This is a genomic window from Comamonas jiangduensis (genome assembly GCF_030162955.1).
GTDB classification, from domain to species: domain Bacteria; phylum Pseudomonadota; class Gammaproteobacteria; order Burkholderiales; family Burkholderiaceae_C; genus Comamonas; species Comamonas jiangduensis.
The window spans coordinates 232738-257125 of the sequence record NZ_JARXOV010000001.1 but is presented as its reverse complement, the minus strand read 5'-3'; the positions used below and the strand labels follow the sequence as shown (position 1 = coordinate 257125).

General features: G+C 60.3%; 22 protein-coding genes. 3 read left to right on the top strand and 19 right to left on the bottom strand.

Annotated features, from left to right (window positions below; translation table 11 throughout):
* Positions 1–29 precede the first annotated feature (29 nt).
* Complete coding sequence (locus tag QEP12_RS01165; RefSeq protein WP_284213105.1) at positions 30–1850, top strand: DUF3413 domain-containing protein; 1821 nt, start codon at positions 30–32, stop codon at positions 1848–1850.
* 159 nt (positions 1851–2009) lie between these two features.
* On the opposite strand, the gene QEP12_RS01160 is transcribed toward QEP12_RS01165, so the two are convergent.
* From QEP12_RS01160 to QEP12_RS01115, 10 genes are all read right to left on the bottom strand, one after another.
* Positions 2010–2942 (bottom strand): electron transfer flavoprotein subunit alpha/FixB family protein, encoded by a 933-nt coding sequence (locus QEP12_RS01160; protein ID WP_284213104.1) that lies wholly within the window; start codon positions 2940–2942, stop codon positions 2010–2012.
* A 156-nt stretch (positions 2943–3098) separates the two neighbouring features.
* The gene (locus QEP12_RS01155; RefSeq protein ID WP_174862460.1) at positions 3099–3848 is read right to left on the bottom strand and encodes an electron transfer flavoprotein subunit beta/FixA family protein; all 750 of its coding nucleotides are present in this window, start codon (positions 3846–3848) and stop codon (positions 3099–3101) included.
* Between the two features lie 163 nt (positions 3849–4011).
* The gene (locus QEP12_RS01150) at positions 4012–4998 is read right to left on the bottom strand and encodes a Bug family tripartite tricarboxylate transporter substrate binding protein (protein WP_284213103.1); all 987 of its coding nucleotides are present in this window, start codon (positions 4996–4998) and stop codon (positions 4012–4014) included.
* Positions 4999–5041: 43 nt separating this feature from the next.
* Complete coding sequence (locus tag QEP12_RS01145; RefSeq protein ID WP_376747610.1) at positions 5042–6043, bottom strand: Bug family tripartite tricarboxylate transporter substrate binding protein; 1002 nt, start codon at positions 6041–6043, stop codon at positions 5042–5044.
* Positions 6044–6150: 107 nt separating this feature from the next.
* Positions 6151–7401 carry a CaiB/BaiF CoA transferase family protein gene (locus QEP12_RS01140; protein ID WP_284213102.1) on the bottom strand — a complete coding sequence of 417 codons (1251 nt, stop codon included), beginning with the start codon at positions 7399–7401 and terminating at the stop codon, positions 6151–6153.
* A 25-nt stretch (positions 7402–7426) separates the two neighbouring features.
* Positions 7427–8233, bottom strand: a complete 807-nt coding sequence (locus QEP12_RS01135; RefSeq protein WP_174862459.1) for an oxepin-CoA hydrolase, alternative type — start codon at positions 8231–8233, stop codon at positions 7427–7429.
* A 65-nt stretch (positions 8234–8298) separates the two neighbouring features.
* Positions 8299–9435, bottom strand: a complete 1137-nt coding sequence (locus QEP12_RS01130; protein ID WP_174862458.1) for an acyl-CoA dehydrogenase family protein — start codon at positions 9433–9435, stop codon at positions 8299–8301.
* Positions 9436–9459: 24 nt separating this feature from the next.
* Positions 9460–10656, bottom strand: a complete 1197-nt coding sequence (locus tag QEP12_RS01125) for an acyl-CoA dehydrogenase family protein (protein WP_219162779.1) — start codon at positions 10654–10656, stop codon at positions 9460–9462.
* A gap of 152 nt (positions 10657–10808) precedes the next feature.
* Positions 10809–12005 (bottom strand): acetyl-CoA C-acyltransferase, encoded by a 1197-nt coding sequence (locus QEP12_RS01120; protein ID WP_284213149.1) that lies wholly within the window; start codon positions 12003–12005, stop codon positions 10809–10811.
* Positions 12006–12173: 168 nt separating this feature from the next.
* Positions 12174–14288, bottom strand: coding sequence for a 3-hydroxyacyl-CoA dehydrogenase NAD-binding domain-containing protein (locus QEP12_RS01115; RefSeq protein ID WP_284213101.1), 2115 nt, complete (start codon positions 14286–14288; stop codon positions 12174–12176).
* A 138-nt stretch (positions 14289–14426) separates the two neighbouring features.
* Between QEP12_RS01115 and QEP12_RS01110 the strand changes: the two genes are divergently transcribed.
* A complete protein-coding gene (locus QEP12_RS01110) occupies positions 14427–15329 on the top strand; it encodes a LysR family transcriptional regulator (protein WP_284213100.1) in 903 nt (300 codons plus the stop codon).
* A gap of 207 nt (positions 15330–15536) precedes the next feature.
* Here QEP12_RS01110 and QEP12_RS01105 read toward each other — a convergent pair whose 3' ends face one another.
* The 6 genes from QEP12_RS01105 to pyrC form a co-directional block, all read right to left on the bottom strand.
* The gene (locus tag QEP12_RS01105) at positions 15537–16232 is read right to left on the bottom strand and encodes a chromosomal replication initiator protein DnaA (RefSeq protein ID WP_284213099.1); all 696 of its coding nucleotides are present in this window, start codon (positions 16230–16232) and stop codon (positions 15537–15539) included.
* 145 nt (positions 16233–16377) lie between these two features.
* Positions 16378–17253: a protease HtpX gene (htpX, locus tag QEP12_RS01100; protein WP_219162783.1), complete on the bottom strand. Its 876-nt coding sequence runs from the start codon at positions 17251–17253 to the stop codon at positions 16378–16380.
* A gap of 230 nt (positions 17254–17483) precedes the next feature.
* Positions 17484–18353 (bottom strand): NYN domain-containing protein, encoded by an 870-nt coding sequence (locus QEP12_RS01095; RefSeq protein WP_174862456.1) that lies wholly within the window; start codon positions 18351–18353, stop codon positions 17484–17486.
* A gap of 125 nt (positions 18354–18478) precedes the next feature.
* Positions 18479–18856, bottom strand: coding sequence for a hypothetical protein (locus QEP12_RS01090; RefSeq protein ID WP_284213098.1), 378 nt, complete (start codon positions 18854–18856; stop codon positions 18479–18481).
* Positions 18857–19030: 174 nt separating this feature from the next.
* Positions 19031–19726, bottom strand: a complete 696-nt coding sequence (locus QEP12_RS01085; protein WP_174862454.1) for a hypothetical protein — start codon at positions 19724–19726, stop codon at positions 19031–19033.
* A gap of 303 nt (positions 19727–20029) precedes the next feature.
* On the bottom strand, positions 20030–21073 hold the full coding sequence (pyrC, locus tag QEP12_RS01080; protein WP_284213097.1) for a dihydroorotase: 1044 nt from the start codon (positions 21071–21073) through the stop codon (positions 20030–20032).
* Positions 21074–21163: 90 nt separating this feature from the next.
* On the opposite strand from pyrC, the gene QEP12_RS01075 reads away from it, so the two are divergent.
* Positions 21164–21943, top strand: a complete 780-nt coding sequence (locus QEP12_RS01075) for a siderophore-interacting protein (RefSeq protein WP_284213096.1) — start codon at positions 21164–21166, stop codon at positions 21941–21943.
* Positions 21944–22144: 201 nt separating this feature from the next.
* On the opposite strand, the gene QEP12_RS01070 is transcribed toward QEP12_RS01075, so the two are convergent.
* The 3 genes from QEP12_RS01070 to QEP12_RS01060 are packed head-to-tail and all read right to left on the bottom strand — an operon-like array spanning position 22145 to position 24348.
* Positions 22145–22885 carry an amino acid ABC transporter ATP-binding protein gene (locus tag QEP12_RS01070; RefSeq protein ID WP_284213095.1) on the bottom strand — a complete coding sequence of 247 codons (741 nt, stop codon included), beginning with the start codon at positions 22883–22885 and terminating at the stop codon, positions 22145–22147.
* A gap of 32 nt (positions 22886–22917) precedes the next feature.
* A complete protein-coding gene (locus tag QEP12_RS01065; protein ID WP_174862452.1) occupies positions 22918–23589 on the bottom strand; it encodes an amino acid ABC transporter permease in 672 nt (223 codons plus the stop codon).
* Between the two features lie 3 nt (positions 23590–23592).
* Positions 23593–24348 (bottom strand): amino acid ABC transporter permease, encoded by a 756-nt coding sequence (locus tag QEP12_RS01060; protein ID WP_174862451.1) that lies wholly within the window; start codon positions 24346–24348, stop codon positions 23593–23595.
* Positions 24349–24388 lie beyond the last annotated feature (40 nt).

Sequence of the window (24388 nt, the reverse complement as noted above, 5' to 3'; positions counted from 1 at the left end):
CCTTAGTTTGTGCGTGTGCCCGGATTTCTATGCTGAAAATCAGAAACTACGGAAAATTCATTTCCATCAATATCTTGATAGCGTCGCTGATCGCTACCCGTTATTTTCATTTTTTGCCTGAAATGCCAGACAGCCTGCTCGACTGGCTGTTCATCATCACAGGCACGTTCTCTCAGATGGCGCTGCTGGGCGCCGCCGTGGCATTGCTGGCGCTGCCTTGTGCCTTTTTGCCAGGGCTGGCACGCAAACTCAGCATTTCTGCCGTAGCAACGCTGGTGATTGCGCTGCTCTTTGTAGACACGAATGTGTTTGCGCAATACCGCTTCCACATCAATGCGGTGGTGCTGGAAATGTTCATGGCCGGCCAGGTGATTGAGTTTCCCATCTCCATGTGGCTCATGGCGGGGGCTGGCGTTGCCTTGCTGTGGGCACTGGAATATGGACTTTTGCACTTGCTGGAACGCAGCCCCACCGCGCAGAGCCTCAAGACCACGCGCAAATTCGGCATGCTGGCCATTTTGTCGCTGCTGACATGCAACTCCATGCACGTCTGGGCTGCGGCGCACGCTTACCAGCCCATCACCCAGATCAAGCGCTACCTGCCGCTGTTCTATCCCGCCACCTCCAACAGCACCATGCGCAAATATGGCTGGGTGGACGAAGAAGCGCTGGAGCGCCAGAAACTGCTGACCGCACAAAAGCAAAACAGTGATTTGCGCTACCCCGTCCAACCGCTGAAAGTGAATGCCGTGGAAAAGCCGGTGAACCTGGTGTTTCTCGTCATCGACTCCTGGCGGGCAGAAACCTTCAATGCAGAAAACACGCCCAACTTGTGGAAATTTGCGCAGTCAGGCCGCATGCTGAACCAGCACATGTCAACGGGCAATGCCACACGCGTAGGCATTTTCGGCATGTTTTACGGGCTGCCCGGCTCCTACTGGCACAGCATGCTGGACAACCGCACCAGCCCGCTGTTCATGGATCGCCTCCAGGCGCTGAACTACCAGCTCGGCATTTTTGCTTCTGCACAGCTCAACAATCCCGAGTTTGACCAGACGGTGTTCTCCAAGGTTCCCAACCTGCGCACCGCCAGCCCCGGCGCCACCGTCGTCGAGCGCGACATCGCCATCACCAATGAATGGATCGACTGGTTCAAGCACAGCAACCCCAACCAGCCCTCTTTCTCGTTCCTGTTCTACGATGCGCCGCACGGCTACGAATACCCCAAGGACTACCCGCACCGCTACGAACCCCTGCCACAGCGGCTGGACTACACACAGCGCACCCCGAGTGCCGACACCCAGCCCTGGATCAACGCATACAAGACCAGTGTGCATTTTGTCGACAGCCAGGCCAAAAAAGTGCTCGACACCCTGCAAGCCTCGGGTGCGCTGGACAACACCATCGTCATCATTACCGGCGACCACGGCGAAGAGATCAACGACAACGGCCTGAACTACTGGGGCCACAACAGCAACTTCTCCGACATTCAGGTGAAAGTGCCGTTTGTGATGGTGGGCCAAGGGCTGGCAGCCGATGCGCGCTGGCAAGGCCTTTTCACCAGCCACGCAGACATCGTGCCGACCCTGATGAAAAACTACCTCGGGGTGCAAAACCCGGCACAGGATTTTTCTACCGGGATTGACCTGCTGGGTACCCCCAGCGATCGCGACTGGCTGCTGTCCTCTGGCTACAGCCAATACGCCATCATCGGCAAAGACCGTATTCTGGAAGTCGGCTCGGCAGGACAGTTCCAACTGGTCGACAAGCGCTACCGGCCACTCAAAGACTCGCCCAACTTTGAGCATGTGCAGCAGGCGATGGAACAGATGAGCCGTTTCAACAAATAAATAGGCGGGCATTCGCAGCGCTGGTTGTGCCCCCTTCAACACACTGCCGATTTACCCTCAAACAGGCGCTGCCGCTTATTCTGCGGGCGCTGGTAGCTACAAAAACAAAAGGAGCCATGCGGCTCCTTTTGTCATTCTGTGCTATGGCTGAAAAGCTTTTTACAGCTTGCCCACCATTTCTGGCACTGCCGCAAACAAATCCGCTTCCAGACCGTAGTCGGCCACCGAGAAGATGGGCGCTTCGGGGTCCTTGTTGATCGCCACGATCACCTTGGAGTCCTTCATACCCGCCAAGTGCTGGATCGCACCCGAGATACCGGCAGCAATGTACAGCTGGGGCGCCACGATCTTGCCGGTCTGGCCCACTTGCAAGTCGTTGGGGGCGTAGCCCGCATCCACCGCCGCACGGCTGGCACCGATGGCGGCGCCCAGCTTGTCGGCCAGGGGGGTGATGACTTCGTTGAACTTCTCGGCGCTGCCCAGGGCACGGCCACCGGAGACGATGATCTTGGCGGCCGTCAGCTCGGGGCGGTCGCTCTTGGTCACTTCACGGCCCACGAAGGCGCTCTTGCCAGAGTCGGCGACAGCGGCTGCGGTTTCCACTGTCGCAGAACCACCGGTGGCCGCTGCGGCATCAAAGCCGGTGCCACGCACGGTGATGACCTTGGTGGCGTCAGCGCTTTGCACAGTGGCAATCGCGTTGCCCGCGTAGATGGGGCGCTCGAAGGTGTCGGCGGCAATCACGGCGGTGATGTCGCTGATCTGGGCGACGTCCAGCTTGGCAGCCACGCGGGGGGCGGCATTCTTGCCGCTGGCGGTGGCGGGGAACAGGATGTGGCTGTAATTGCCGGCGATGGCCAGCACCTGGGCTGCGATGTTCTCAGCCAGGCCGTCCTTGAGGCTAGCGCCATCGGCGTGGATGACCTTGGACACGCCGGCGATCTGGGCGGCAGCCTGGGCGGCCGCTGCGGCGTTCTCACCAGCGACGAGCACGTGCACGTCACCGCCGCAGGCCTTGGCCGCGGTCACGGTGTTGAGGGTGGCGCCCTTGATGGAGGCGTTGTCGTGTTCAGCGATTACGAGAGAAGTCATATCAACTCCAAAATTCTTTACGTTCTTGCGAAGTCTGCGCATGGGGCGCGGCCTTCAAAACCCGCACGCCCCAAAGTTAGGGACAGCGAGCGAGGGCCGCCCCGACGCGAGGCTGTCGTCCCCCCCCTGGGGGAAGACGCGAAGCCGCTCAGGAGGTCAGATCACCTTGGCTTCGTTCTTCAGTTTGTCGACCAGCGTCGCCACATCGGGCACCTTCACGCCAGCGCCGCGCTTGGCGGGCTCGGCCACCTTCAAGGTCTTGATGCGGGGTGCGACGTCCACGCCCAGGTCTTCAGGCTTGACCACATCCAGCTGCTTTTTCTTGGCCTTCATGATGTTGGGCAAGGTGACGTAGCGGGGCTCATTCAGGCGCAAGTCGGTGGTGATGATGGCGGGGGTGCTCAGCGCCAGGGTTTCCAGGCCACCGTCCACTTCACGGGTCACGTTGACCTTGTCGCCAGCCACTTCCACCTTGGAGGCGAAAGTCGCTTGAGGCAGGTCGGCCAGCGCAGCCAGCATCTGGCCGGTCTGGTTGTTGTCGCCGTCAATGGCCTGCTTGCCCAGAATCACCAGGCCGGGTTGCTCTTTGTCCACCAAGGCTTTGAGCAGCTTGGCTACGGCCAGGGGCTGCAGCTCGGCATCGGTCTCCACCAGGATGGCACGATCAGCGCCAATGGCCATGGCGGTGCGCAGGGTTTCCTGGCACTGGGTCACGCCGCAGGAGACGGCGATCACTTCGGTGACCACACCTTTTTCTTTGAGGCGCACGGCTTCTTCCACCGCGATTTCGTCAAACGGGTTCATGCTCATCTTGACGTTGGCGATGTCTACGCCTGTGCCATCGGATTTGACGCGAACCTTGACGTTGTAGTCCACCACGCGCTTGACGGGTACCAATACCTTCATGGTTTTCTCTTTCGGAAGTTGTTGGTTAAAACGGTTGCTAACGCTTATACAGCAAGCGCTGGCAGCTATGAATTCAGTATTTCAGAAATGAGGCTTCACCAATGGCTAATGCAGGCTTCATTCGCAATGCTGTGCGCCCCTGCGGGGGACGCACAGCAGGGCATTATTCCGCCACCATGCCCTTGTCCTTGACCACTTTGCTCCACTTGGCGTAGTCCTTGGCCAGGCTGTCTTGCAACTGCTGCGCAGGCATGAAGTTGGCAATGGCGCCCGCTCCCAAGATGCGCTCTTGCACGGCTTTGTCTGCCAGGATTTCTTTGACTTCCTTGTTCAGGCGGGCCACCACATCGGCAGGCATGCCCTTGGGGCCAAGCAAAGCGCCCAGCGATACCGCGGCAAAGCCATCAATGCCTTGTTCGGCAATGGTCTTGATCTCTGGCACCACGCTCACACGCTCGGGCGAGCCCACAGCCACAGCCACCAGCTTGCCGGATTTGATGTGCGGCAGCGCAGCGACCAAGTCGGCATACATGATGGGCACCTGACCACCAATGGTGTCGGTAATGGCAGGCACGCCCCCCTTGTAGGCCACGTGCTGCATGTCGAACTTGCCCAGCTCTTTGAGCAACTCCATGCTCATGTGGCCAAAGCTGCCTGCGCCGCTGGTGGTGTAGTTGAGCGGGTCTTTCTGCGCCCGTGCGGTTTCAATCAGCTTGGGCAGGGTGTTGACACCGGGCAGCTTGGTGGGGTTGACCACCATGACGATGGGCAGGTCATAAATCATGGAAATCGGCGTGAAGTCCTTGGTCACGTCGTAGCCAGCACCCTTGTAGAACAGCGGTGCAAACAGTGTGGGGGTGGCCAAGGTCATCAGCGTGTAGCCATCGGGTGCTGCGCGCTTGACCTGCATGGCGGCAATCGAGCCCGAAGCGCCAGCGCGGTTTTCCACGATCACGGGCTGCTTCAAACGGTCTGCCAGTTCTTTACCCACAATGCGCGAGACCACATCCGTCGGGCCACCTGCTGGGAAGGGCACGATCAGGGTGATGGGCTTGGCGGGCCAGGCTTGCTGCGCAAAAGCGCTGCCTGCAACCACGGTCGCGGCGGTAGCCAGCAGCAGGCGGCGGGTGATGGTGCGTGTTGTTTGCATAACGGTTGTCTCTTGTTGCTATTACTTTTTACGGTTAAGGGGTTCAGTCGACCTTGGCCTCTGCCAATTCGACCAATGCTTTCCATACGGGTGCCGCCTGCGCATAGGTTTTGCTAAATGCGTCGGGGCTGCTGAAAACGGGCAGGAAGCCTGCGCCGTCGATGCGCTCTTTGACCTTGGGGTCTTGGGCGGCGTGCTGGATGGCTGCGGACAGCGCATCTACCACGGCTTGGGGAGTGCCTGCAGGCAGCGCCATGCCGACAAAGCCTGCAATCGCATAGGCGTCATCGGTCACGCCTTGCTCATAAATCGTGGGCACATTGGGCAGCACCGACATGCGCGCTTTGCCCGTGACGCCAATCGCTTTGAGGCGGCCGTTGTCAATGAAGGGCTTGGTGTTTTGGGCACTGGAGAAGCACAGCTGCAGCTGGCCACCAATCAGCTCCTGGATCATGGGCGCCTCGCCCCGGTAGGCCACATGGGACATGTCGGCGTTCATGGTCTTGCTCATGTACGCGCCGCCCAGGTGTGCGTACGAGCCCACACCCCAGCTGCCATACGAGACCTTGCCCTTGTTGGCCTTCACCCACGCCAGCAGCTCTGGCATGGTGTTGGCGGGCACCGAAGGGTGTACCACCAAGGTCACGGGGGCCGAGGCCAGCTCCGACAGCAGCAACAAGTCCTTTTGCGGGTTGTAGGCCATCTTGGTGTAGAGGTACTGGTTGATCAGCATGGACGTGCTGAGCGATAACAAGACGTTGTAGCCATCCGGTGCTGACTTGGCGACTTGGTCTGTGCCCAGCATGCCGGCCGCACCCGCCTTGTTTTCCACCACGATGGGCTGGCCCAGGCGCTTGCTCATGGCTTCGGCCAGCACGCGAGCGACGATGTCGGTTGCACCGCCGGGGTTAAAGGGCACGATGAAACGGATCGGCTTGTTCGGATAGGCCGACTTGGCCCACGCGGGCAAACCGACCAGGCTGGTGCCTGCTGCAGCAGCGGCGGTGGCCATCCACTGGCGGCGGTTGGGGTGAAGCTTGTCCATGTAATTGTCTCCCTGGGTACGCGTGGGTTCACGCAAAGTGGTCAGGCCTCCTACCCTGCAAGCCGCCCTCTGCTGGAGCGGTCCTGTCACGGGCCTGACCGTCAAAATCAAGTGCTGCTTGGTGCCTCTGGCAAGGTGAGCACACCCTTGTCTTTCAGTGCCTGCAGCTGTGCATCACTCATGGACAGCAGCTCTTGCAGCACCTCGCGGGTGGCCTCCCCCAGCGTAGGTGGGGTGTGGCGAATTGGCAGGCGCTGGCCGTCCAGGCGATACGGCGGTGCAAACACCCAGGTCTGCCCCGCTACGGGATGGGGCATTTGCTGGAAGATGCCGGTTTGCTGGGTGCGCTCGCTGGTCAGCGCTTCGTGCAAGCCTGCCACCTCGCCGCAAGGAATGCCGCACGCTTGCATGCGTGCTAGCAACTGCTTGCGCGGATGCGTGGCGATGATGGACTTGAGCAGCGGCAAAATTTCCAGACGGTTCTTGGCGCGTTCCACGTTGGTGGCGTAGCGCGGGTCTTCAAACAAATCCGGGCGCTCAATCACGTTGCGGCAAAACGCTTCGTACTGGCGGTTGTTGCCCACGCCGATGATCAGCGGGCCATCGGCCGCATCAAACAGGCCGTAGGGCACGATGGAGGGGTGGGCATTGCCGTAGCGTTGGGTGTCGTGGCCCAGCAGCATGGAATCCAGCGCGTAGTAGCCGTTGATGGTCAGGCCGCAGTCGTACAGCGCCAGCTCAATCTGGCGGCCTCGGCCATTGCGGCTCTTGCGGTACAGCGCCGCCAGCACAGCCTGCGCAGCGTACATGCCGGTCATCAAATCGACCACGGCCACGCCAAACTTCAGGGGCGGCGTACCTTCTTCGCCGTTGATGGCCATCAGGCCCGCTTCAGCCTGAATCACCAAGTCATAGCCGGGGCGCTTGGCCTCGGGCGTGTCGCTGTTGTAGCCCGCCACGCTGCAGTAAATCAGATCGGGCTTGATGGACTTGAGCTTCTCGTAGCCCAGGCCCAGCTTGTCCGCACCGCCGTGCTTGAAATTGTGAATCACCACATCAAACTGCGGCAGCAAGTCATAAATGATTTGCACGCCTTCAGCGCTTTGCAAATCCAGCGTGACCGAACGCTTGTTGCGGTTCATGCTGTTGTAGTAGGTGGTCTCGGTCTTGCCGATGCGCATGCCCCAGTCGCGGGTGTCGTCACCGCGTCCGGGGTGCTCGACCTTGACCACGTCGGCACCGAAGTCAGCCAATACCTGCCCACACAAGGGGCCGGCAAACACGCGCGACAAGTCCAGAACGCGCACGCCTTCCAGCGGAAAATCCATGCCTTCAGGCACGGCTTGATTGGCGGTCATTACTTTTTTGCTCCCTGATACGTGTTTATTTCGTCAGTGCCACAGCGGCGCTCTGACGGAAATTGGCCGCGCGTTTTTCCAAAAACGCCGCAATGCCTTCGCGCGATTCCTCAGTCTCTTGCGACTGCACCATGTATTGCGCTTCCAGCTCCAGTTGCTGCTCCAGCGTGCTGCGCGGTGCCTGGCGGCACAGGTCTTTGATGCGGGCGTTCGCCAGTTCAGGGCCTTGGGCAATTTGCTGAGCCAGCACCATGGCCTGCTCCACGGCTTGCCCGGGCTCTGCCAAACGATTGACAGGGCCCAATGCGTGCATGCGCTCGCCGCTGATGCGCTCGCCCGTCAGGCACAGCTCGGTCAGCACCTGGCGCGACACAAACTCCGACAAGAACGCCGTGGCGCCGCCATCGGGCGTCAAGCCCACCTTCACATACGCCACCGAGAACACACTGTTCTTGGCCGCCACCAGCATGTCGCAGGCCAAGGCCAGCGACAGCCCTGCGCCCGCCGCAGCACCTTCTACCGCGGCAATCACAGGCTTGGGGCAATCGCGCACGGCGCGGATCAAATCGTGCAAACCTTCCAACTTTTCACGGCGCTGCGCCACGAGCAGCTCACGGCGCTTGGCTAGCTGGCGCAGATCGCCGCCTGCACAGAAATGCCCGCCTTCGCCAGTGAGGATGACCGCCCCGATGCTGGCATCGGCAGCGGCGTCCGCCAGCGCGGTCGTGACGGCCGCATAGAACTCGGGGGACAGCGCGTTGCGCGCCGCCACATTGTTGTTGGAGAGAATGAGGACATGCCCCTCGCGTCGTACCAGCAGTGCTTGGCTCACAGTGTGTCTCCTTTGTTCTTATCGCTTGACCGCGCGCAAAAAATTGCGCGCGCCACCACAGGTGCTTAGGCTGCCTGACCCAGCTCGCTAAAGCGTGCCAAGTGGAAGTCTTCGTCACCAAACTGGTGATCGATCATGACCAGACGCTTGGCGTAGTGCGCCAGCGGCAGCTCCCAGGTCATGCCGATGCCGCCGTGCAGCTGAATGCTCTCTTGCGCCACCTTGGTGCCCACATAGCCCACGGTGTACTTGGCAGCCGACAGCGCCTTTTGCTGGGCTATACCTTCAGCATTGTCGATAGCGTCTGCCGCGTTGATCACGGCCGAGCGGGCCTGCTCGATTTCCAGCAGCACATCGGCCATGCGGTGTTGCAGGGCTTGGAAGGTGCCGATAGCCACGCCAAACTGCTTGCGCGTTTGCAGGTATTCCAGCGTGTGCTGTTTGGCCACGTCCATGGCACCCACGGATTCGGCTGCCAGCGCCAGCAGTGCGTAGCCGCTGATGTGCTCCAGCACGCCGTAGCCCTTGCCTTCGGCGCCCAGCAATGCGTCGGTGCTCAGCTGTACGTTGTTGAATGTCAGCTCTGCCACGCGGCCGCCTTCAAAGCGCTGCAGGCTGCGCTTGGTGATGCCTGCGGTGTTGCCATCCACCAGGAACAGGCTGATGCCGTCCTGGTCATACTGGTTGCCCGAGGTGCGTGCCGATACCAGCAGCAAATCAGCCTTGGCACCGAATGCCACCACGCCCTTGGCGCCGTTGAGCACCCAGCCGCTGGCCGACTTGGCTGCGGTGGTCTTGACGTTGTTCAGCTCGTAGTGGCTGCCAGGTTCGTCGTGCGCCAGCGCAGCGATTACGCCACCGGCCACGATGTCTTCCAGCTTGGCTTTTTGCGACTCAGTGCCCGCAGCGATCAAGGCCTGGCCCACCACCAGCGCACCCAGCAGGGGCTCGGCCACCAGGCCACGGCCCAACGACTCAAACACCACGCTGATGTCAAAGCCTGCGCCGCCAAAACCGCCGTCTTCTTCCTTGAACAGCGCACCAATGGCGCCCAGCTCGGCAAATTGAGCGTACAGCTGCGCGCTGTGGCCTTCTTCGCCGTAAGCGATCTTGTTGCGGTGCTCGATACCGTATTGCTCAGAGACAAAGCGGTTCAAGGTGTCCGCCAGCATGCGGCGGTCTTCGGTGTGTTCGAAGTTCATGGTCTTGTTCCTTCTGTGCTCTGCTTACAAACCCAAAATCATTTTGGAAATGATGTTTTTCTGAATTTCGTTGGAGCCGCCGAAGATCGACAGCTTGCGGTAGTTGAAGTAAGCGGCAGCGGCCGAGTACGCCTCTTCAGGGCCCACGGTAGGCTCGGTGTTGGTGCCGTGCATGGCAGCCTCTTCAAACGGTGCTGCGTAGGGGCCCATGGCGCGGCGAATCAGCGACAGGATTTCCTGGCGGATCTCGGTGCCCTTGATCTTGAGCATGGAGCTTTCCGCGCCGGGCACACCGCCGCCCGCCACTGCAGCGATCACGCGCATATTGGTGGTCTTCATGTTTTCCAGATCGATCTCGACCTTGGCCAAACGTGCAGCAAACAGCGGGTCTTGCGACAGGGGCTTGCCCTTGTACAGGGTGCGGCTGGCCGCCACTTTGAGCTTTTCCAGCGAAGCCACGGAGAAACCCACGCCGGCGATGTTGGTGCGCTCGTACGTCAGCAGGTACTTGGCATACGTCCAGCCCTTGTTTTCTTCGCCCACCAGGTTTTCCACGGGCACCTTCACGTCGGTGAAGAACACTTCGTTGACTTCGTGCTCACCATCCAGCGTGATGATGGGGCGCACTTCCACGCCGGGGGTGTTCATGTCCACCAGCAAGAAGCTGATACCCGCTTGTGCCTTCACGTCCTTGTTGGTACGCACCAAGCAGAAGATCATGTTGGCGTGCTGGCCCAGCGTCGTCCAGGTCTTTTGACCGTTGACGATGTAGTGGTCGCCATCGCGCACCGCAGTGGTCTTGACGGAGGCCAAGTCCGAGCCCGAGCCGGGTTCGGAATAGCCCTGGCACCACCAGTCCGCACCGTTCAGGATGCGGGGCAGCCAGTAGTTCTTTTGCTGCTCATTGCCGTACTTGATCAGCACGGGGCCGAGCATGTTCACCCCAAACGGCACCAGACGGGGGGCACCAGCCAGCGCGCACTCGTTCTCAAAAATAAACTTCTCGACCGCGCCCCAGCCTGGGCCGCCGTGCTCGGCAGGCCAATGGTTGGCCAGCCAGCCACGCTCGTTGAGCACGTCGTGCCAGCCTTGCAAGTCTTGCTTGCTCAGGATTTGGCCACCACGGACCTTGTTGGCCAACGCGGGGCTGAGCTTTTCTTTCAGAAAGGCTTGCACTTCCGCGCGGAAGGCTTGTTCTTGGGGGGTAAATTGCAAATCCATTGCTTTTTCCTCAGTAATTCCTGTTCCTTGTACTGCGCGCTTCGGTCATTCGCACCGCTGACTCTGAGGTCAGAGACAGCGAGCTAGGGCCGCCCCGACGCGAGGCTGTCGTCCCCCTTTCAGGGGGAAGGCGCGCAGCGACTCAGGGGGTATCAATAAATTTCAAACAGGCCTGCTGCGCCCATGCCACCGGCAATGCACATAGAGACCACGCCGTATTTCACGCGCTGGCCCTGTGCTTTGCGGCGCTGGCCTTCCAGCAGGATGTGACCGGCCAGACGTGCGCCGGTCATGCCGAAGGGGTGACCAATCGAGATCGCACCGCCGTTGACGTTCAGGCGCTCCAGCGGAATGCCCAACTGGCGCTGGCAGTACAGGGCTTGCGAAGCAAAGGCTTCGTTCAGCTCCCACAAGTCGATGTCATCCACGGTCAGGCCATGGCGCTTGAGCAGCTTGGGCACGGCAAACACGGGGCCAATGCCCATCTCATCGGGCTCGCAACCGGCCACCGCAAAACCACGGAAAGCGCCCAGGGGCTTGAGGCCCAGACGCTCGGCCACCTTGGCCTCCACCACCACGCAGGCGCTGGAGCCGTCGGACAGCTGCGAGGCATTGCCTGCGGTGATGAAGTTGCCAGGGCCCTTCACCGGCTCTAGCTTGGCCAGACCTTCCAGCGTGGTGCTGGCGCGGTTGCAGTTGTCCTTGGTGGCCACCACGTCGCGGTAGGTGACTTCGCCGGTTTCCTTGTTCTTTTCCGCCATCGTGGTGGCGCAAGGAATGATCTCGTTGTCGAACACGCCATTGGCTTGCGCGGCGGCGGTCAGTTGCTGGCTGCGCAGCGAGAAAGCGTCCTGGTCTTCACGCGAGATGTGGTAGCGCTTGGCCACCACATCGGCGGTGTCGATCATGGCCATGAACAGCTCGGGCTTGTGCTGCATCAGCCAGGGGTCCATGTCGGTGGGCAAATTGTTGCCGGCACGAATGCCCGAGATGGTTTCCACGCCACCGGCCAGCATCGCATCCACACCTTCCGCCACCACGCGGCCCGCCGCAATCGCAATCGATTGCAGGCCGGAGGCGCAGTAGCGGGTGATGGTGGTGCCCGCAATGCTCAAGGGTAGCTGCGCACGGATCACGGTCTGGCGGCCCAGGTTGCGCCCCTGAAAACCATCGGGGTTGCCGCAGCCGAGGATCAAGTCCTCGATCATTTCTGGGTCCACGCCCGAGCGCTCCACCGCCGCCTTGACCGAGAAAGCGGCCAGTTGTGCAGCAGGTGTCACGTTGAATTCGCCGCGGTGCGACTTGGCCAACGGGGTACGGGCGGTAGAAACAATGACGGCTTCGCGCATGTTCATGGTGTTTGTCTCAGTTTGGTTTTTTGATAGCTGTTAGCGCTGGTGTTTCCTGTACTTCAAAGTCTTTTCAGCTTGAAGTCCTTGTATTTCCTGCGCTAACAGCTTCTTTATTTGATGCAGCGCACACGGGGTGCGCTGCGGGTTTCGCGCCAGCGAAGTGGCTTAGCCCTGATTCAGGCTGTCGAAGTTCTTGCCTTCGGCCACCAGCTTTTCCAGCAGCGCTGCGGGCTTCCAGAACAGCGGGTCTTCTTGCTCGAATTCCTTGATGTCTGCCAGCACCTTGTCCAGGCCTTGCATGTCGGCCCACTTCATGGGGCCGCCGCGGTAGCGCGGGAAGCCGTAGCCGGAGATAAAGGTCACGTCCACATCCAGGGGGCGCAGGGCAATGCCCTCTTCCACCACCTTGGCGCCTTCGTTGACCATGGCGGCCATGTAGCGGCGCAGGATTTCTTCCGGTGTGAACTTGCGCGGAGTCACGCCCTTCTTGGCGCGCTCGGCATCCACAATCGCCAGCACTTCGGGGTCAGGCTGGCCCACGCGGGCACCTTGGGGGTACAGGTAGAAACCGCGGCCGGTCTTCTGGCCGAACCAGCCGTTCTCGCAGATGCGGTCGGCCACTTCCACGTAGCGTGCTGCAGGGTTGCGCGTGGCTGCGCGGCGCTTGCGGGTCGCCCAGCCAATGTCGCCACCGGCCAAATCCGTCACCTGGAAGGGGCCCATGGGGTAGCCAAAACCACGCACGGCTTCGTCAATTTCGTAGGGCGAAGCACCGTCTTCCATGATGTAGTCGGCCGCTTGCTTGTACACGGCCAAGATGCGGTTGCCGATGAAGCCATCGCACACACCCGCGCGCACCGGCACTTTCTTCATCTTCTTGGCCAGCTCAAACGCGGTAGCCACCACGTCTGCGGACACCTTGGCAGGCACCACAATTTCCAACAGCTTCATGATGTTGGCGGGGCTGAAGAAGTGCAGGCCAATCACGTCTTGCGGACGGCTAGTGGACGCAGCAATCGCGTCGATGTCCAGGTAGGAGGTGTTGGTGGCCAACACGGCACCGGGTTTGCACACGCGGTCCAGTTCCTTGAACACCGCCTTTTTGACTTCCAGGTCTTCAAACACGGCTTCGATCACCAGATCCACATCGGCAATGTCGTCGTAGCTGGTCGAAGGGGTGTAGCGGGCCATCACAGCGGCCTTGGCTTCTTCGGTCATACGGCCCTTGGCGATCAAGCCGTTGTAGACCTTCTCCACATTCGCTTGGCCACGGGCGATGGACTCGGCATCGCGCTCAATCATGGTCACGGTAAAGCCTGCATCCAAGGCCGAGACGGTGATGCCAGCGCCCATGGTGCCGCCGCCAATGATGGCCAGCTTGGCAAAGGCGCGCGGTGCAGCGGCCTTGGCTTCGGGAATCTTGGTCACTTCACGCTCGGCAAAGAAAGCGTGGATCAGGCCTTGGCGCTGGGGGCTTTCCAGGCACTGCACGAACAGGGCGCGCTCATGGGCCAGACCCTGCTCGAAGGGCAGGTTCACGGCCGCCTTGGCGCACTCGATGATTTTTAGCGGCGAGAACAGGCCACGCGCCTTCTTGGCGGTGTCAATGGCCAGCGCTTCCAGATCGGCCAGTGCGCCCACCTTGTCGGTAATCTCAATGTCACGGGTGCGGCGCACGGCAGTGCCAGCCGCCAGCAGTTCGCGGGTGTAGGCCAAACCTGCAGCGACCACGTCGTCGCCATCCACCAGCTTGTCGACCAAGCCTGCCGCTGCGGCGGCCTTGGCATTCAGGTGCTTGCCGCTGAGCATCAACTCGGTCGCGGCCTTCACACCCATCACACGCGGTGCACGCTGGGTGCCGCCGGCGCCGGGCAGCAGGCCCAGATTCACTTCGGGCAGACCCAGCAGCGCCTTGGGCAACGCCAGGCGGTAGTGGGCCGACAGCGCGATTTCCAGACCGCCACCCAGTGCGGCACCGTGCAGCGCAGCCACTACCAGCTTGTTGCTGGCTTCGATGGCGTTGCACACTTCGGGCAAGGAAGGGGGCATGGCGGGCTTGCCAAATTCACGGATGTCCGCACCGGCGATGAAGGCCTTGCCCTCACCCACGATCAGCACGGCTTGCACGGCCGCATTGGCCGCAGCTTGCTCTACGGCAGCCAGCAAACCAGCACGCACCGCCTGGCCCAGGGCATTGACCGGCGGGTTGTTGATGCTAACGACCAGTACCTCGCCATCCAGGCGGGTTTGAACCACAGAAGCAGTGTTTTCGAAACTCATGCGCGTGTCTCCGGCTATCGGTATTCAGGGGAAAAGCCGTTTTTACTACGACAATGCTTCTTTACAATCACTTGATTAATTGACAGACTGTCAAATAAGTTTTGACAACGCAAAGGGTTAACCCTAGGAGTACCCCCTGTGGATTTGCAATCGCTCACCCTGCTGGTGGAAATCATTGATAGCGGCAACCTCAGCCAGGCCGCGCGCAAGCTCAAGATGACGCGTGCCAACGTCAGCTACCACTTGGCACAACTGGAAAAGCAAGCGGGCGTGCAACTGGTCAAACGCACCACGCGCCGGGTAGAGCCCACCGAGGTCGGGCTGCGCCTGTACGAGCACGGGCGCAACATCCACAACGAAATGCTGGCCGCGCGCGAAACCATCACCAGCCTGGGCCAGGAGCTGCGCGGGCGCGTGGGTATCAGCGTGCCCAGCGGCTACGGGCAGATCGTCATGAGCCCGTGGCTGATTGAGTTCAAGCGCCAGTTCCCTGGCATCGTGCTGGATGTGCTGTTCGAGAACCGCGCCGACAACCTGCGCGATGAGGTGGACATTGCCATCCGCGTGATGCAAGAGCCCCCGCTGTCCGTGATTGCGCGCAGCTTGGGGGATGTGCGCTACATCGCCTGTGCCTCCCAAGACTACGCGGCACGACACGGCCTGCCACAAACGCTGATGGAGCTGCGCGCCAGCCCTTTGATTACGGCAGGTGTCATGGGCCGCCAGTTGCGTGTGGCCGCCTACCAAGGGATGGAGCGCCAGGAAGTCACCCTGGAGCCCACTCTCAGCTCCGAGCACTTTCCGTTTTTGCGCGAAGGCATTCTGGCTGGCTTGGGCGTGGGCCTGGTGCCCGACTATGTGCTGCAAGACAAGATTGCCAGCGGCGAGGTGTTGACCACCCTGAGCGACTACCGCCTGAGTATTTTTGGCACGCACATGTATTTGCTGTATTTGCCCAACCGCCACCAGACGCGGGCGGTGCGCACCTGCATTGATTTTTTGCTGGCCAAGGCACGCGGTGCAGACACTACGGCGCTGTAAACCCGCGCGACATACCCACGCCACCACAAACCAAACCAACCCACTCCCACCACGCAGCCTCAGCCACGATCTCGGTGGCTGTCTCTATGGCGGCCTGTGCAACGCAGCCAGCATGCAATCGGGAATAAGGGAGTCAAGCATAAAAAAAACCCGCTGGAAGGCACCAGCGGGTTGCAGCTTGGGCAGCGGATTTGTCAGCCGAAAATCTCATTCGTCACGACGGTCGCGCTCACGGCGTGGGAAGGGTCGGCGCGACTCTTCGGCATCCGAGCGCCATGCAGGCCTGGCCTCGGGGCGGGGGCGGTCAGGCCGCATATCTGGCCGTGGGCGCTCTCCCTCATCGGGCCGAATGTGCGGCGGACGGGGGCGCTCTGGGCGCTCCATGCCTGGCTGCGAGGGATACGAGGGCAAGATCTGCCGGCGATCTGCGCCAGGACGGGGCCGTTCAGGGCGCACCTGGGGTGGCTGCCCCCCTTCGGGACGCCAATACGGTGGGCGCGGCTGCTCATCCGGGCGTATCGATGGGCGGCTGGGCATGGGCGGCATCGGCCGCACGGGCGGGGGTGGCGCGTATCCCAGGTGGGGTGGACGCGGTACAGGCCGGTAGCCCGGAGGCGCCCAATAACCAGGTCGCCAGTCATAACGGCTGCCGGCCCAGAACCAATCACCCCCTATCCAGATGTGCGAGGGGGATGGCGCCGCATAACGGTACTCCACACGCGGTGGTGGTGGGTGGCCATAGGTGGTGTAGACCGTAGTGCTGGTGTAGCCGTAGTCGTTATAGCCATCCTCCAAAGGAGCCACCACACAGCCGCTTAGCAACGCGGCACCTGCCACAGCCGCGGCAGCAGCCCATAACCGGACGCTGAGATGGCGTGAACGAGAAGAAACAGTGGATGACATGGCAACTCCTTTCAGGGGTATACCTCTCAAACGAAAACCCCGGCCAAATGTTGACCGGGGTTCTTCTTAAACTGGTAAAGCGCGGGTAAAGACTGCGCACAAGTTGTGACAAGGCCAGCGCACGCCGCCATCGCCACCGCTTCGTTTATGGCTGCGCGCTTTGCAGTGCGGCAATACGCTCTTCAATGGGCGGGTGGCTGGAGAACAGCTTGCCGATGTTGCCGGTAATGCCCATGGCTTGCATGCTCTTGGGCAGCTCACCGGGCACCATGCCACCCAAGCGGGCCAAGGCATTGACCATCGGCTGCTTGCGCCCCATCAACTGTGCGGCACCGGCGTCGGCACGGAATTCACGCTGGCGCGAGAACCAGGCCACAATCATGGCAGCCACAAAGCCCAGCAAAATGTCCATCACGATGGTGGTCACGTAGTAGCCAATGCCGGGGCCGGAGTTTTCCGAATCACCCTTGCGCAAAAAGCTGTCCACCGCATAGCCGATGACGCGCGAGAGAAACACCACAAAGGTGTTCATCACACCCTGGATCAGCGTCATGGTCACCATGTCGCCATTGGCAACGTGGGCTACCTCATGGCCAATCACGGCCTCCACCTCTTCACGCGTCATGCCTTGCAGCAGGCCGGTGGACACCGCCACCAGCGCGCTGTTCTTGAAGGCGCCGGTAGCGAATGCATTGGGTTCACCTTCGTAGATACCCACTTCAGGCATGCCAATGCCGGCCTTGTCGGCAAACTTGCGCACGGTGTCCACAATCCAGGCCTCATCGGCGTTGCGGGGTTGCTCGATCACGTGCACGCCCGAGCTCCACTTGGCCACAGGCTTGGAGATCAGCAGCGAGATGATGGCGCCGCCAAAGCCCATGATGAAGGCAAAGCCCAGCAAGGCGCCCAGATTCAGTCCGTTGGCGGTCAAAAAGCGATTCACGCCCAGCAAGCTGGCCGTGATACCCAGCACCGCCACGACGGCAATGTTGGTCAACAAAAAGAGAGCGATACGTTTCATTCTTAGATTTCTCCACGGTGGGGAAAAAACAGGTTCATGGCCTCAGCTTGCAAAATGAGGGCCCAATCTGCGGATTCAAGCGTTGTCACCTGCCACACCCCGTCTGTTATTGAATTTAGGTCTTGTTGGAGTGCACGCTTTTTTACGACAGCCATCATAGAAGCAATCGCTGTTTGGAGCAGTGTTGTGCCGCCGAAGTTCCACGCATTCTGAGGCTCTGGGCGGCCCTGCTACATCTCCACGCACGACAAATCGCGCACCGCCACCCGGGGCGTGCCTTCATCGCGCAATTCAAAAGCCTGTGTGGCCGCCAGCAGCTTGGTCAACGTGGCATAGCCGTAGTTGCGCGCATCAAAGGACAATTTATTGCCAATGTGCGTGCCCACTGCAGCCACCCGCGCCCAGCCTGTTTCATCCTGCGTGGCTTTCACAGCATCACGCAGCATGTCAATCAACTGTGTGTTCTGCCGCAGCAGGTGCGTTGGCACCCGCAAGCTGCAGGAGGAAGGCGCAGCCACACCCGTGCCACCGGGTACGTTGCCGTTGCTGACATGCGGATTCAGCTCCGACGGCGGGGGGGACGTTGCGGGCAAGCGTGGCTCAGCGTCGGCCTCGTACAGCCCGCGCCGGTCACTGCGGCTGGTTATGCCATCGCCCAGCTCCAGCAAGGCATCAAAATACAAAAAGCGCGAGCATGCATTCACAAACGCCTTGGGCGTTTGCTCGGCACCAAAGCCATACACGGCCGCGCCTTTGGCGCGCAAGTGCATGACCAGTGGAGTGAAATCCGCATCGGACGAAACAATGCCAAACGCATCGGGCTTTTCGGTGTAGAGCAACTCCATCGCGTCCACCGTCATGGCCATGTCAGTGGCGTTTTTGCCTTTGGAGTAATCAAACTGCTGCATGGGCCGCACGGCGTATTCCAGCAATTTGTTTTGCCAGCCATGCAGGCCCGATTTGGTCCAGTTGCCATAGGCGCGGCGGGTGTTGATGACACCGAAGGTGGAAAGCTCCGTCAAGATCTCATCAATCATTTCGGCGGGCGCGTTGTCCGCATCAATCAACAGAGCAATACGGGGCTGGGTATCAACGGGCATGCAGTCTCCTGTGTGCAATAGGGCATATTTTTCATGCATCGACTCCAGCGAGAGTAAACCGACTCTCTCCCCTTTGCATGCAAATCATCCACTACCGCCAGCTGGACTGGTTCTGCCATGGCAGCTTATTTGAGGTTGACTGCGCTTTCCTTGAGGCGGGCCGCGCTTTCCTGGCTTTTACGCTTCATCCCGGCACAAGTGCTTTTTTGCTTCTCGGCAGGTAGAGCCGCCCACTTTTTACGGAAGTCTGCGCTTGCCGCGTCATAAGCCTTGTCATAGCTTTGTGCATCAATGCCTTGGGCCTGCATGACCTGACGCTGCTTGGCCTTGCCTGCACTGGCATCGCTGGCAGACGTTTCGCCACAGGCCAGACCCATCTCAGTAAACTGAGCTGTCATGTGGATCAATTTGGACGAGGTTTCATCCAAAGCGGCGGCATGTACCGCAGTCATCAACATGCCGCCCAGAGCAATAGCTGCTCCTGTTTTTTTAAGTGCTCTCACGCTTGTCTCCTAGTTGTTTCTCGTTGCACATATTGAAATCCCGGCTTCACCCAAAGCTCAGATCACCACCGAGCAAGCCACAGGCTTGCGTTTGAAGTGCGATGCAAACTCACAGGCAATACCTTCGTACGGCCAGGCAAGGCAGCAGCGCTTCAAAAACGGTGTGATCAACTCTTAACGCTTGGCCGCTGCGCTGGCTCGCAGCTCGTCCAAAGATTCGCGAAAGCCGTCAAAGTAGTCTTTGCGCGTCTTTGCGATCACGGCCTGCCACTGATCCTCGGCCACCATCAACGGCTTGGCAGCCTGGCCTGGGTTGGAAGATGCCAGGAACGCGCCCATGCCATGTAGGCTGATCCAGCGGCGGTCATAGTCGTAGGGTGTTTGGAGATCCCAAGCCTGCACCTGAGCCATCAACTGCTGCGCCTTGTCCAGATCCTGCAGCATGTAGTGGTTGATCTGTGTTCCATAGTGTTGACTCAAGACACCCACCGCCTGCCCGGCACTCGGGTCAGTGCTCAGATTGGCATCCATGCGTGCCCGCAGCTGGGCCGCATAAAACAAGAAGGCCGCATCATCCTTCTTGTCGGCTTGAAACAGGGTCTGAGACACTGCAAACAGCACGGGCGGCTGAAACTTTCCGGGTCGCTGCACCAAGGTGTCCACCACCATGGCTTTGTCTGCGGCAGTACCGCCATTCAGCAGCCCCACCATGGCACGGGTGTTGCTCGTCTCGATCTGCGCGTACTCACCCTGAAGCGGAAACGTCTTCGCAGAGGAAACTGCGGCAGGGTTCGCAACTGTCGTCTGCGCCATGGCCGAGGTAACGGCCAACATCAGACTCGCTGCCAGAACGTGAGGGCGGTATTGCATATTGTTTTTTTCCATAATGCCGCAGCAAGACGGTCTGCGTAGACAGGCGCCTGCACGAGCATTAGCCTGTAAAAGGTCAATGATGAAGGCATTTTAGGAATAAAGCGCTGCATTACCACACGCAGCTTACCTCTGCTCACAAATAGCCCACATGAGAAGGGAAGTCTGAAAGCAGTCTTCTTCCAGGAAAAGTCAGCTTCTGTAGAACCATAAAAAAAGGAGCTACTTACGCAGCCCCTTGCTTGTTTTCAGACACAAATTACTTGCAAATCCAGTAAATACTTGCGCTACAAGCTCCTGTTTTTAATCCATCATCTTCCAAGGCAGGGCTTCGCCAAAGCGCAGCGGCTTGAGCTGGGCGCCTTCGCCGTACTCAAAGCTCACGGGGGGAGTCCAGCTTTCCTTGACCAGGGTGATGGTGTCGGTGTTACGCGGCAGGCCGTAAAAATCGGCGCCGTTGAAGGAGGCAAAGGCTTCCAGCTTGTCCAGCGCACCGACGCCGTCGAACACTTCGGCATACATCTCGATGGCCGCATGCGCGCTGTAGCAGCCCGCGCAGCCGGTGGCGGCTTCTTTCAGGTGGGCCGCATGCGGTGCGCTGTCGGTGCCCAAGAAGAACTTCTTGCTGCCGCTGGTCGCCGCTTGCACCAAGGCCAAACGGTGGGTTTCGCGTTTAAGCACGGGCAGGCAGTAAAAGTGCGGGCGCACGCCGCCCAGGAAGATGGCGTTGCGGTTGAACAGCAAATGCTGGGGCGTGATGGTGGCGGCCAGAAAGTCGTCGGCCGCAGCCACGTACTCGGCCGCTTCCTTGGTCGTCACGTGCTCCATGACGATCTTGAGTTCCGGGAAATCCTTGCGCAACGGCTGGAGCTGCTGCTCGATGAACACCGCCTCGCGGTCAAACAGGTCAATGCTGGGGTCGGTGACTTCACCGTGCACCAGCAGCACCAGGCCTTCGCGCTGCATGGCTTCGAGTGTGGGGTAGATCTTGCGCAGATCAGTCACGCCGTGGTCGGAGTTGGTGGTGGCCCCGGCGGGGTACAGCTTGCAGGCCACCACACCAGCCGCCTTGGCGCGCACGATTTCGTCGGGCGTGAGGTTGTCCGTCAGGTACAGCGTCATCAGCGGCTGGAACTGGCTGCCAGCGGGCACAGCCGACAGAATGCGCTCGCGGTAAGCCACGGCCAGTTCGGCCGTCGTCACTGGCGGCTTGAGGTTGGGCATGATGATGGCACGGCCCATCTGGCGGGCGCTGTGCGGCACCACGCAGCGCATGGCATCGCCATCGCGCACGTGCAGGTGCCAGTCATCGGGGCGGGTAATGGTGAGGGTGGTGGGGGCAGTCATGCCGCTATTGTCCCATTGACTGCCTGCCAGCAGGGCTGCAAATCTTGTGGGCATAATGAGAAACACTCTCATTTAAAAAAACACAACACCATGACCAACGAAGTGACCGCTGCCCCTGCTTTTGAACGCGTGCGCCACCCTTTCAAGGCCCGCCACCTGCAACTGCTCTCGCGCGAGCAAATCAGCCCCGGCTTTCTGCGCCTGACCCTGGTGGGCGAGCTGCGTGACTTTGCCAGCGCGGGGTTTGACGACCACTTCAAGCTCATCCTGCCGCAAGAAGGTCTGGAAAAGCCCCTGCTGCCCCAGATGGTGGATGGCAAGCCTTTCATCGACGGCCCCCGCCCCACCATGCGCGACTACACCCCGCTTCGCTGGACCACCAACACCCTGACCGTGGACTTTGCCCTGCACGAGCACGGCCCCGCCACCGAATGGGCACGCACGGCACCCATGGGCTCCTGGGTGGGCGTGGCCGGGCCGCGCGGCTCCATGGTGATTGCCAAAGACTTTGACTGGTACTGGCTGCTGGCCGACGCCAGCGGCTTGCCTGCCATCGAGCGCGGTTTGGCGCAGCTGCCTGCCACAGCCAAAGTCACGGTGCGCCTGGCCGTGCCCGAAGCCGACCGCCGGCCCCTGCAATCCCCGGCGCAACTGGATGTGCAGTGGGTGGACACGTTGACCCGCGCGATGGAAGCATTGCCCCCAGCCGAAGGCCATGGCTTTGTCTGGGCAGCGGGCGAGCACAGCGAAATGGCCGCGCTGCGCAAAATGGCTGTATCCAAGGGCGCCAGCCCCAAGCGCATGCGCATCGCCGCGTACTGGAAGCACGGCGAAGTGGCACACCACGAAGAGCTGGCTGACAAGGAATAACACCCAGCCCCATAGCGCCCACCTACAGAAATTCATAGCTACCAGCGCTTGCTGCATAAGCGCTAGCGCCGCTTTTGATGCTTGGCATGCTTACCCCGTGCATGCTTGGGGCACGCACTCCCAACAAAAAAAGCCGCTGTGGTCAGCGGCTTTTTTTATCGACTCATGCGCGTGGCGGCCTTGCGGGCCGCAGGCCTGGCATCAGTGCTGCAAAATTTTGCTCAGGAAATCCTTGGTACGCGGCTGGCGCGCATCGGGGTTGCCAAAGAAATCTTCCTTGGTGCAGTCCTCCAAAATCTTGCCGCCCACGTCCATGAAGATCACGCGGCTGGCCACCTTCTTGGCAAAGCCCATTTCGTGCGTCACGCACATCATGGTCATGCCTTCGTTGGCCAGGCTCACCATCACGTCCAGCACTTCGCCCACCATTTCAGGGTCCAGCGCCGACGTGGGTTCGTCAAACAGCATCACGTTCGGGTCCATGGACAGCGCACGGGCAATCGCCACGCGCTGCTGCTGACCGCCCGAGAGCTGGCCGGGCACTTTGTCCTTGTGCGCCATCAGGCCCACGCGGTCCAGCATCTTCAGGCCACGCACCTTGGCTTCGTCGGGGCTGCGGCCCAACACCTTGATCTGGGCAATCGTCAGGTTCTCCGTCACCGTCAGGTGGGGAAACAGCTCAAAGTGCTGGAACACCATGCCCACGGTGGAACGCAGCTTGGGCAAGTTGGTGTGCTTGGTGTCGTGCACGGCCGTGCCATTCACCCAAATCTCACCCTTTTGGATGGGCTCCAGCGCGTTAATGGTCTTGATCAGCGTGGACTTGCCAGAGCCCGAAGGGCCGCACACCACCACCACTTCACCCTTTTTGATGCGGGTGGAGCAGTCGTTGAGCACCTGGAAGCTGCCATACCACTTGGAGACGTTCTTGAGTTCGATCATGAATAAATCCTCAATCTTTCAGACCGTGCGCATCAACGAATGATGGCGATCTTTTTGTGCAGCCGCTTGACCATATACGACAGGGCAAAGCAGATCACAAAGTAAATAACAGCCGCCGCCAAATACGCTTCCATGGGGCGACCAAAGTTCTTGCCCGCCACTTCAAAGCCCTTGAGCATGTCGTAAGCGCCAATCGCATACACCAGCGAGGTGTCTTGGAACAAGATGATGGTTTGCGTCAGCAGCACCGGCAGCATGTTGCGGAATGCCTGGGGCAAGATGATCAGGCGCATGTTCTGGCCGTAGGTCATGCCCATGGCCTGCCCTGCAAACACCTGCCCCCGTGGAATCGACTGGATGCCCGCGCGCATGATTTCCGAGAAATAGGCGGCCTCAAACGCGATGAAGGTGATGATGGCCGACATTTCGGCGCCAATCGGTTTGCCAATGACCAGCGGCACCAGCAAGAAGAACCACAAGATCACCATCACCAACGGAATGGAGCGCATGCCATTGACATAGATGGTGGCGGGCACGACCAGCCACTGCTTGCCCGACAAGCGCATCAGCGCCAGCAAAGTGCCAAAGAAAATACCGCCCAGCGTCGCGATGACGGTCAGCATCAGGCTGAAACCCAGGCCCTTGATCACGAAGTTGCTGATCAGGTCCCAGTTGTAGAAAGACCAATCCAAAGAGAAGTTCATGGCTTAGTGACCTCCCGCTGCAGTGGTTGCCACCAAGCCCGGCACACGGGTGCGCTTTTCAATGAAGGCCATGATGCGATTGATGGTGAAGGCCGACACGATGTACAGGCCGGTCACGGCCAGATAGACCTCAATGCCGCGACCTGTTTCTTCCTGCGCCTGCATGGCGAACATGGTCAGCTCGGTCACCGACACGGCAAACGCCACCGACGAGTTCTTGAAGATGTTCATCGTCTCGCTAGTCAGCGGCGGAATGATGATGCGAAACGCATTGGGCAGCAGCACATAGCGGTAGGTCTGCCAGGTAGTAAAGCCCATGGCCATGCCCGCATAGCGCTGACCACGGGGCAAGGCCTGAATGCCCGAGCGCACTTGCTCGGCAATCCGCGCCGAAGTGAAGAAACCCAAGGCCAACACCACCAGCACAAAGCCCGAGACGGACTTCATCGCCGGGAAGATGGATGGCACCACGTGGTACCAGATAAAAATTTGCACCAGCAACGGGATATTGCGGAAAAACTCCACCCACGCATTGCCCAAACGCACCGTCCAGGGACGGTTTTCCAAGGTACGCAAGGTACCGATCACTACACCAACAGCCAGCGCCAGCAGCAGCGCCAAGATGGACACAGAGACCGTCCAGCCCCAGGCCGACAGCATCCAGTCCAGATAGGTGATGTCGCCGTCCTTGCCAAAACAGCCTTCGCGCACCGTGCGATCCAGCGTGTCTTCGCAGAACATTTGCCAATCCCAATTCATAGGATTTCCTTCCAATTAACCACCTTACGCCTGTCTCGGA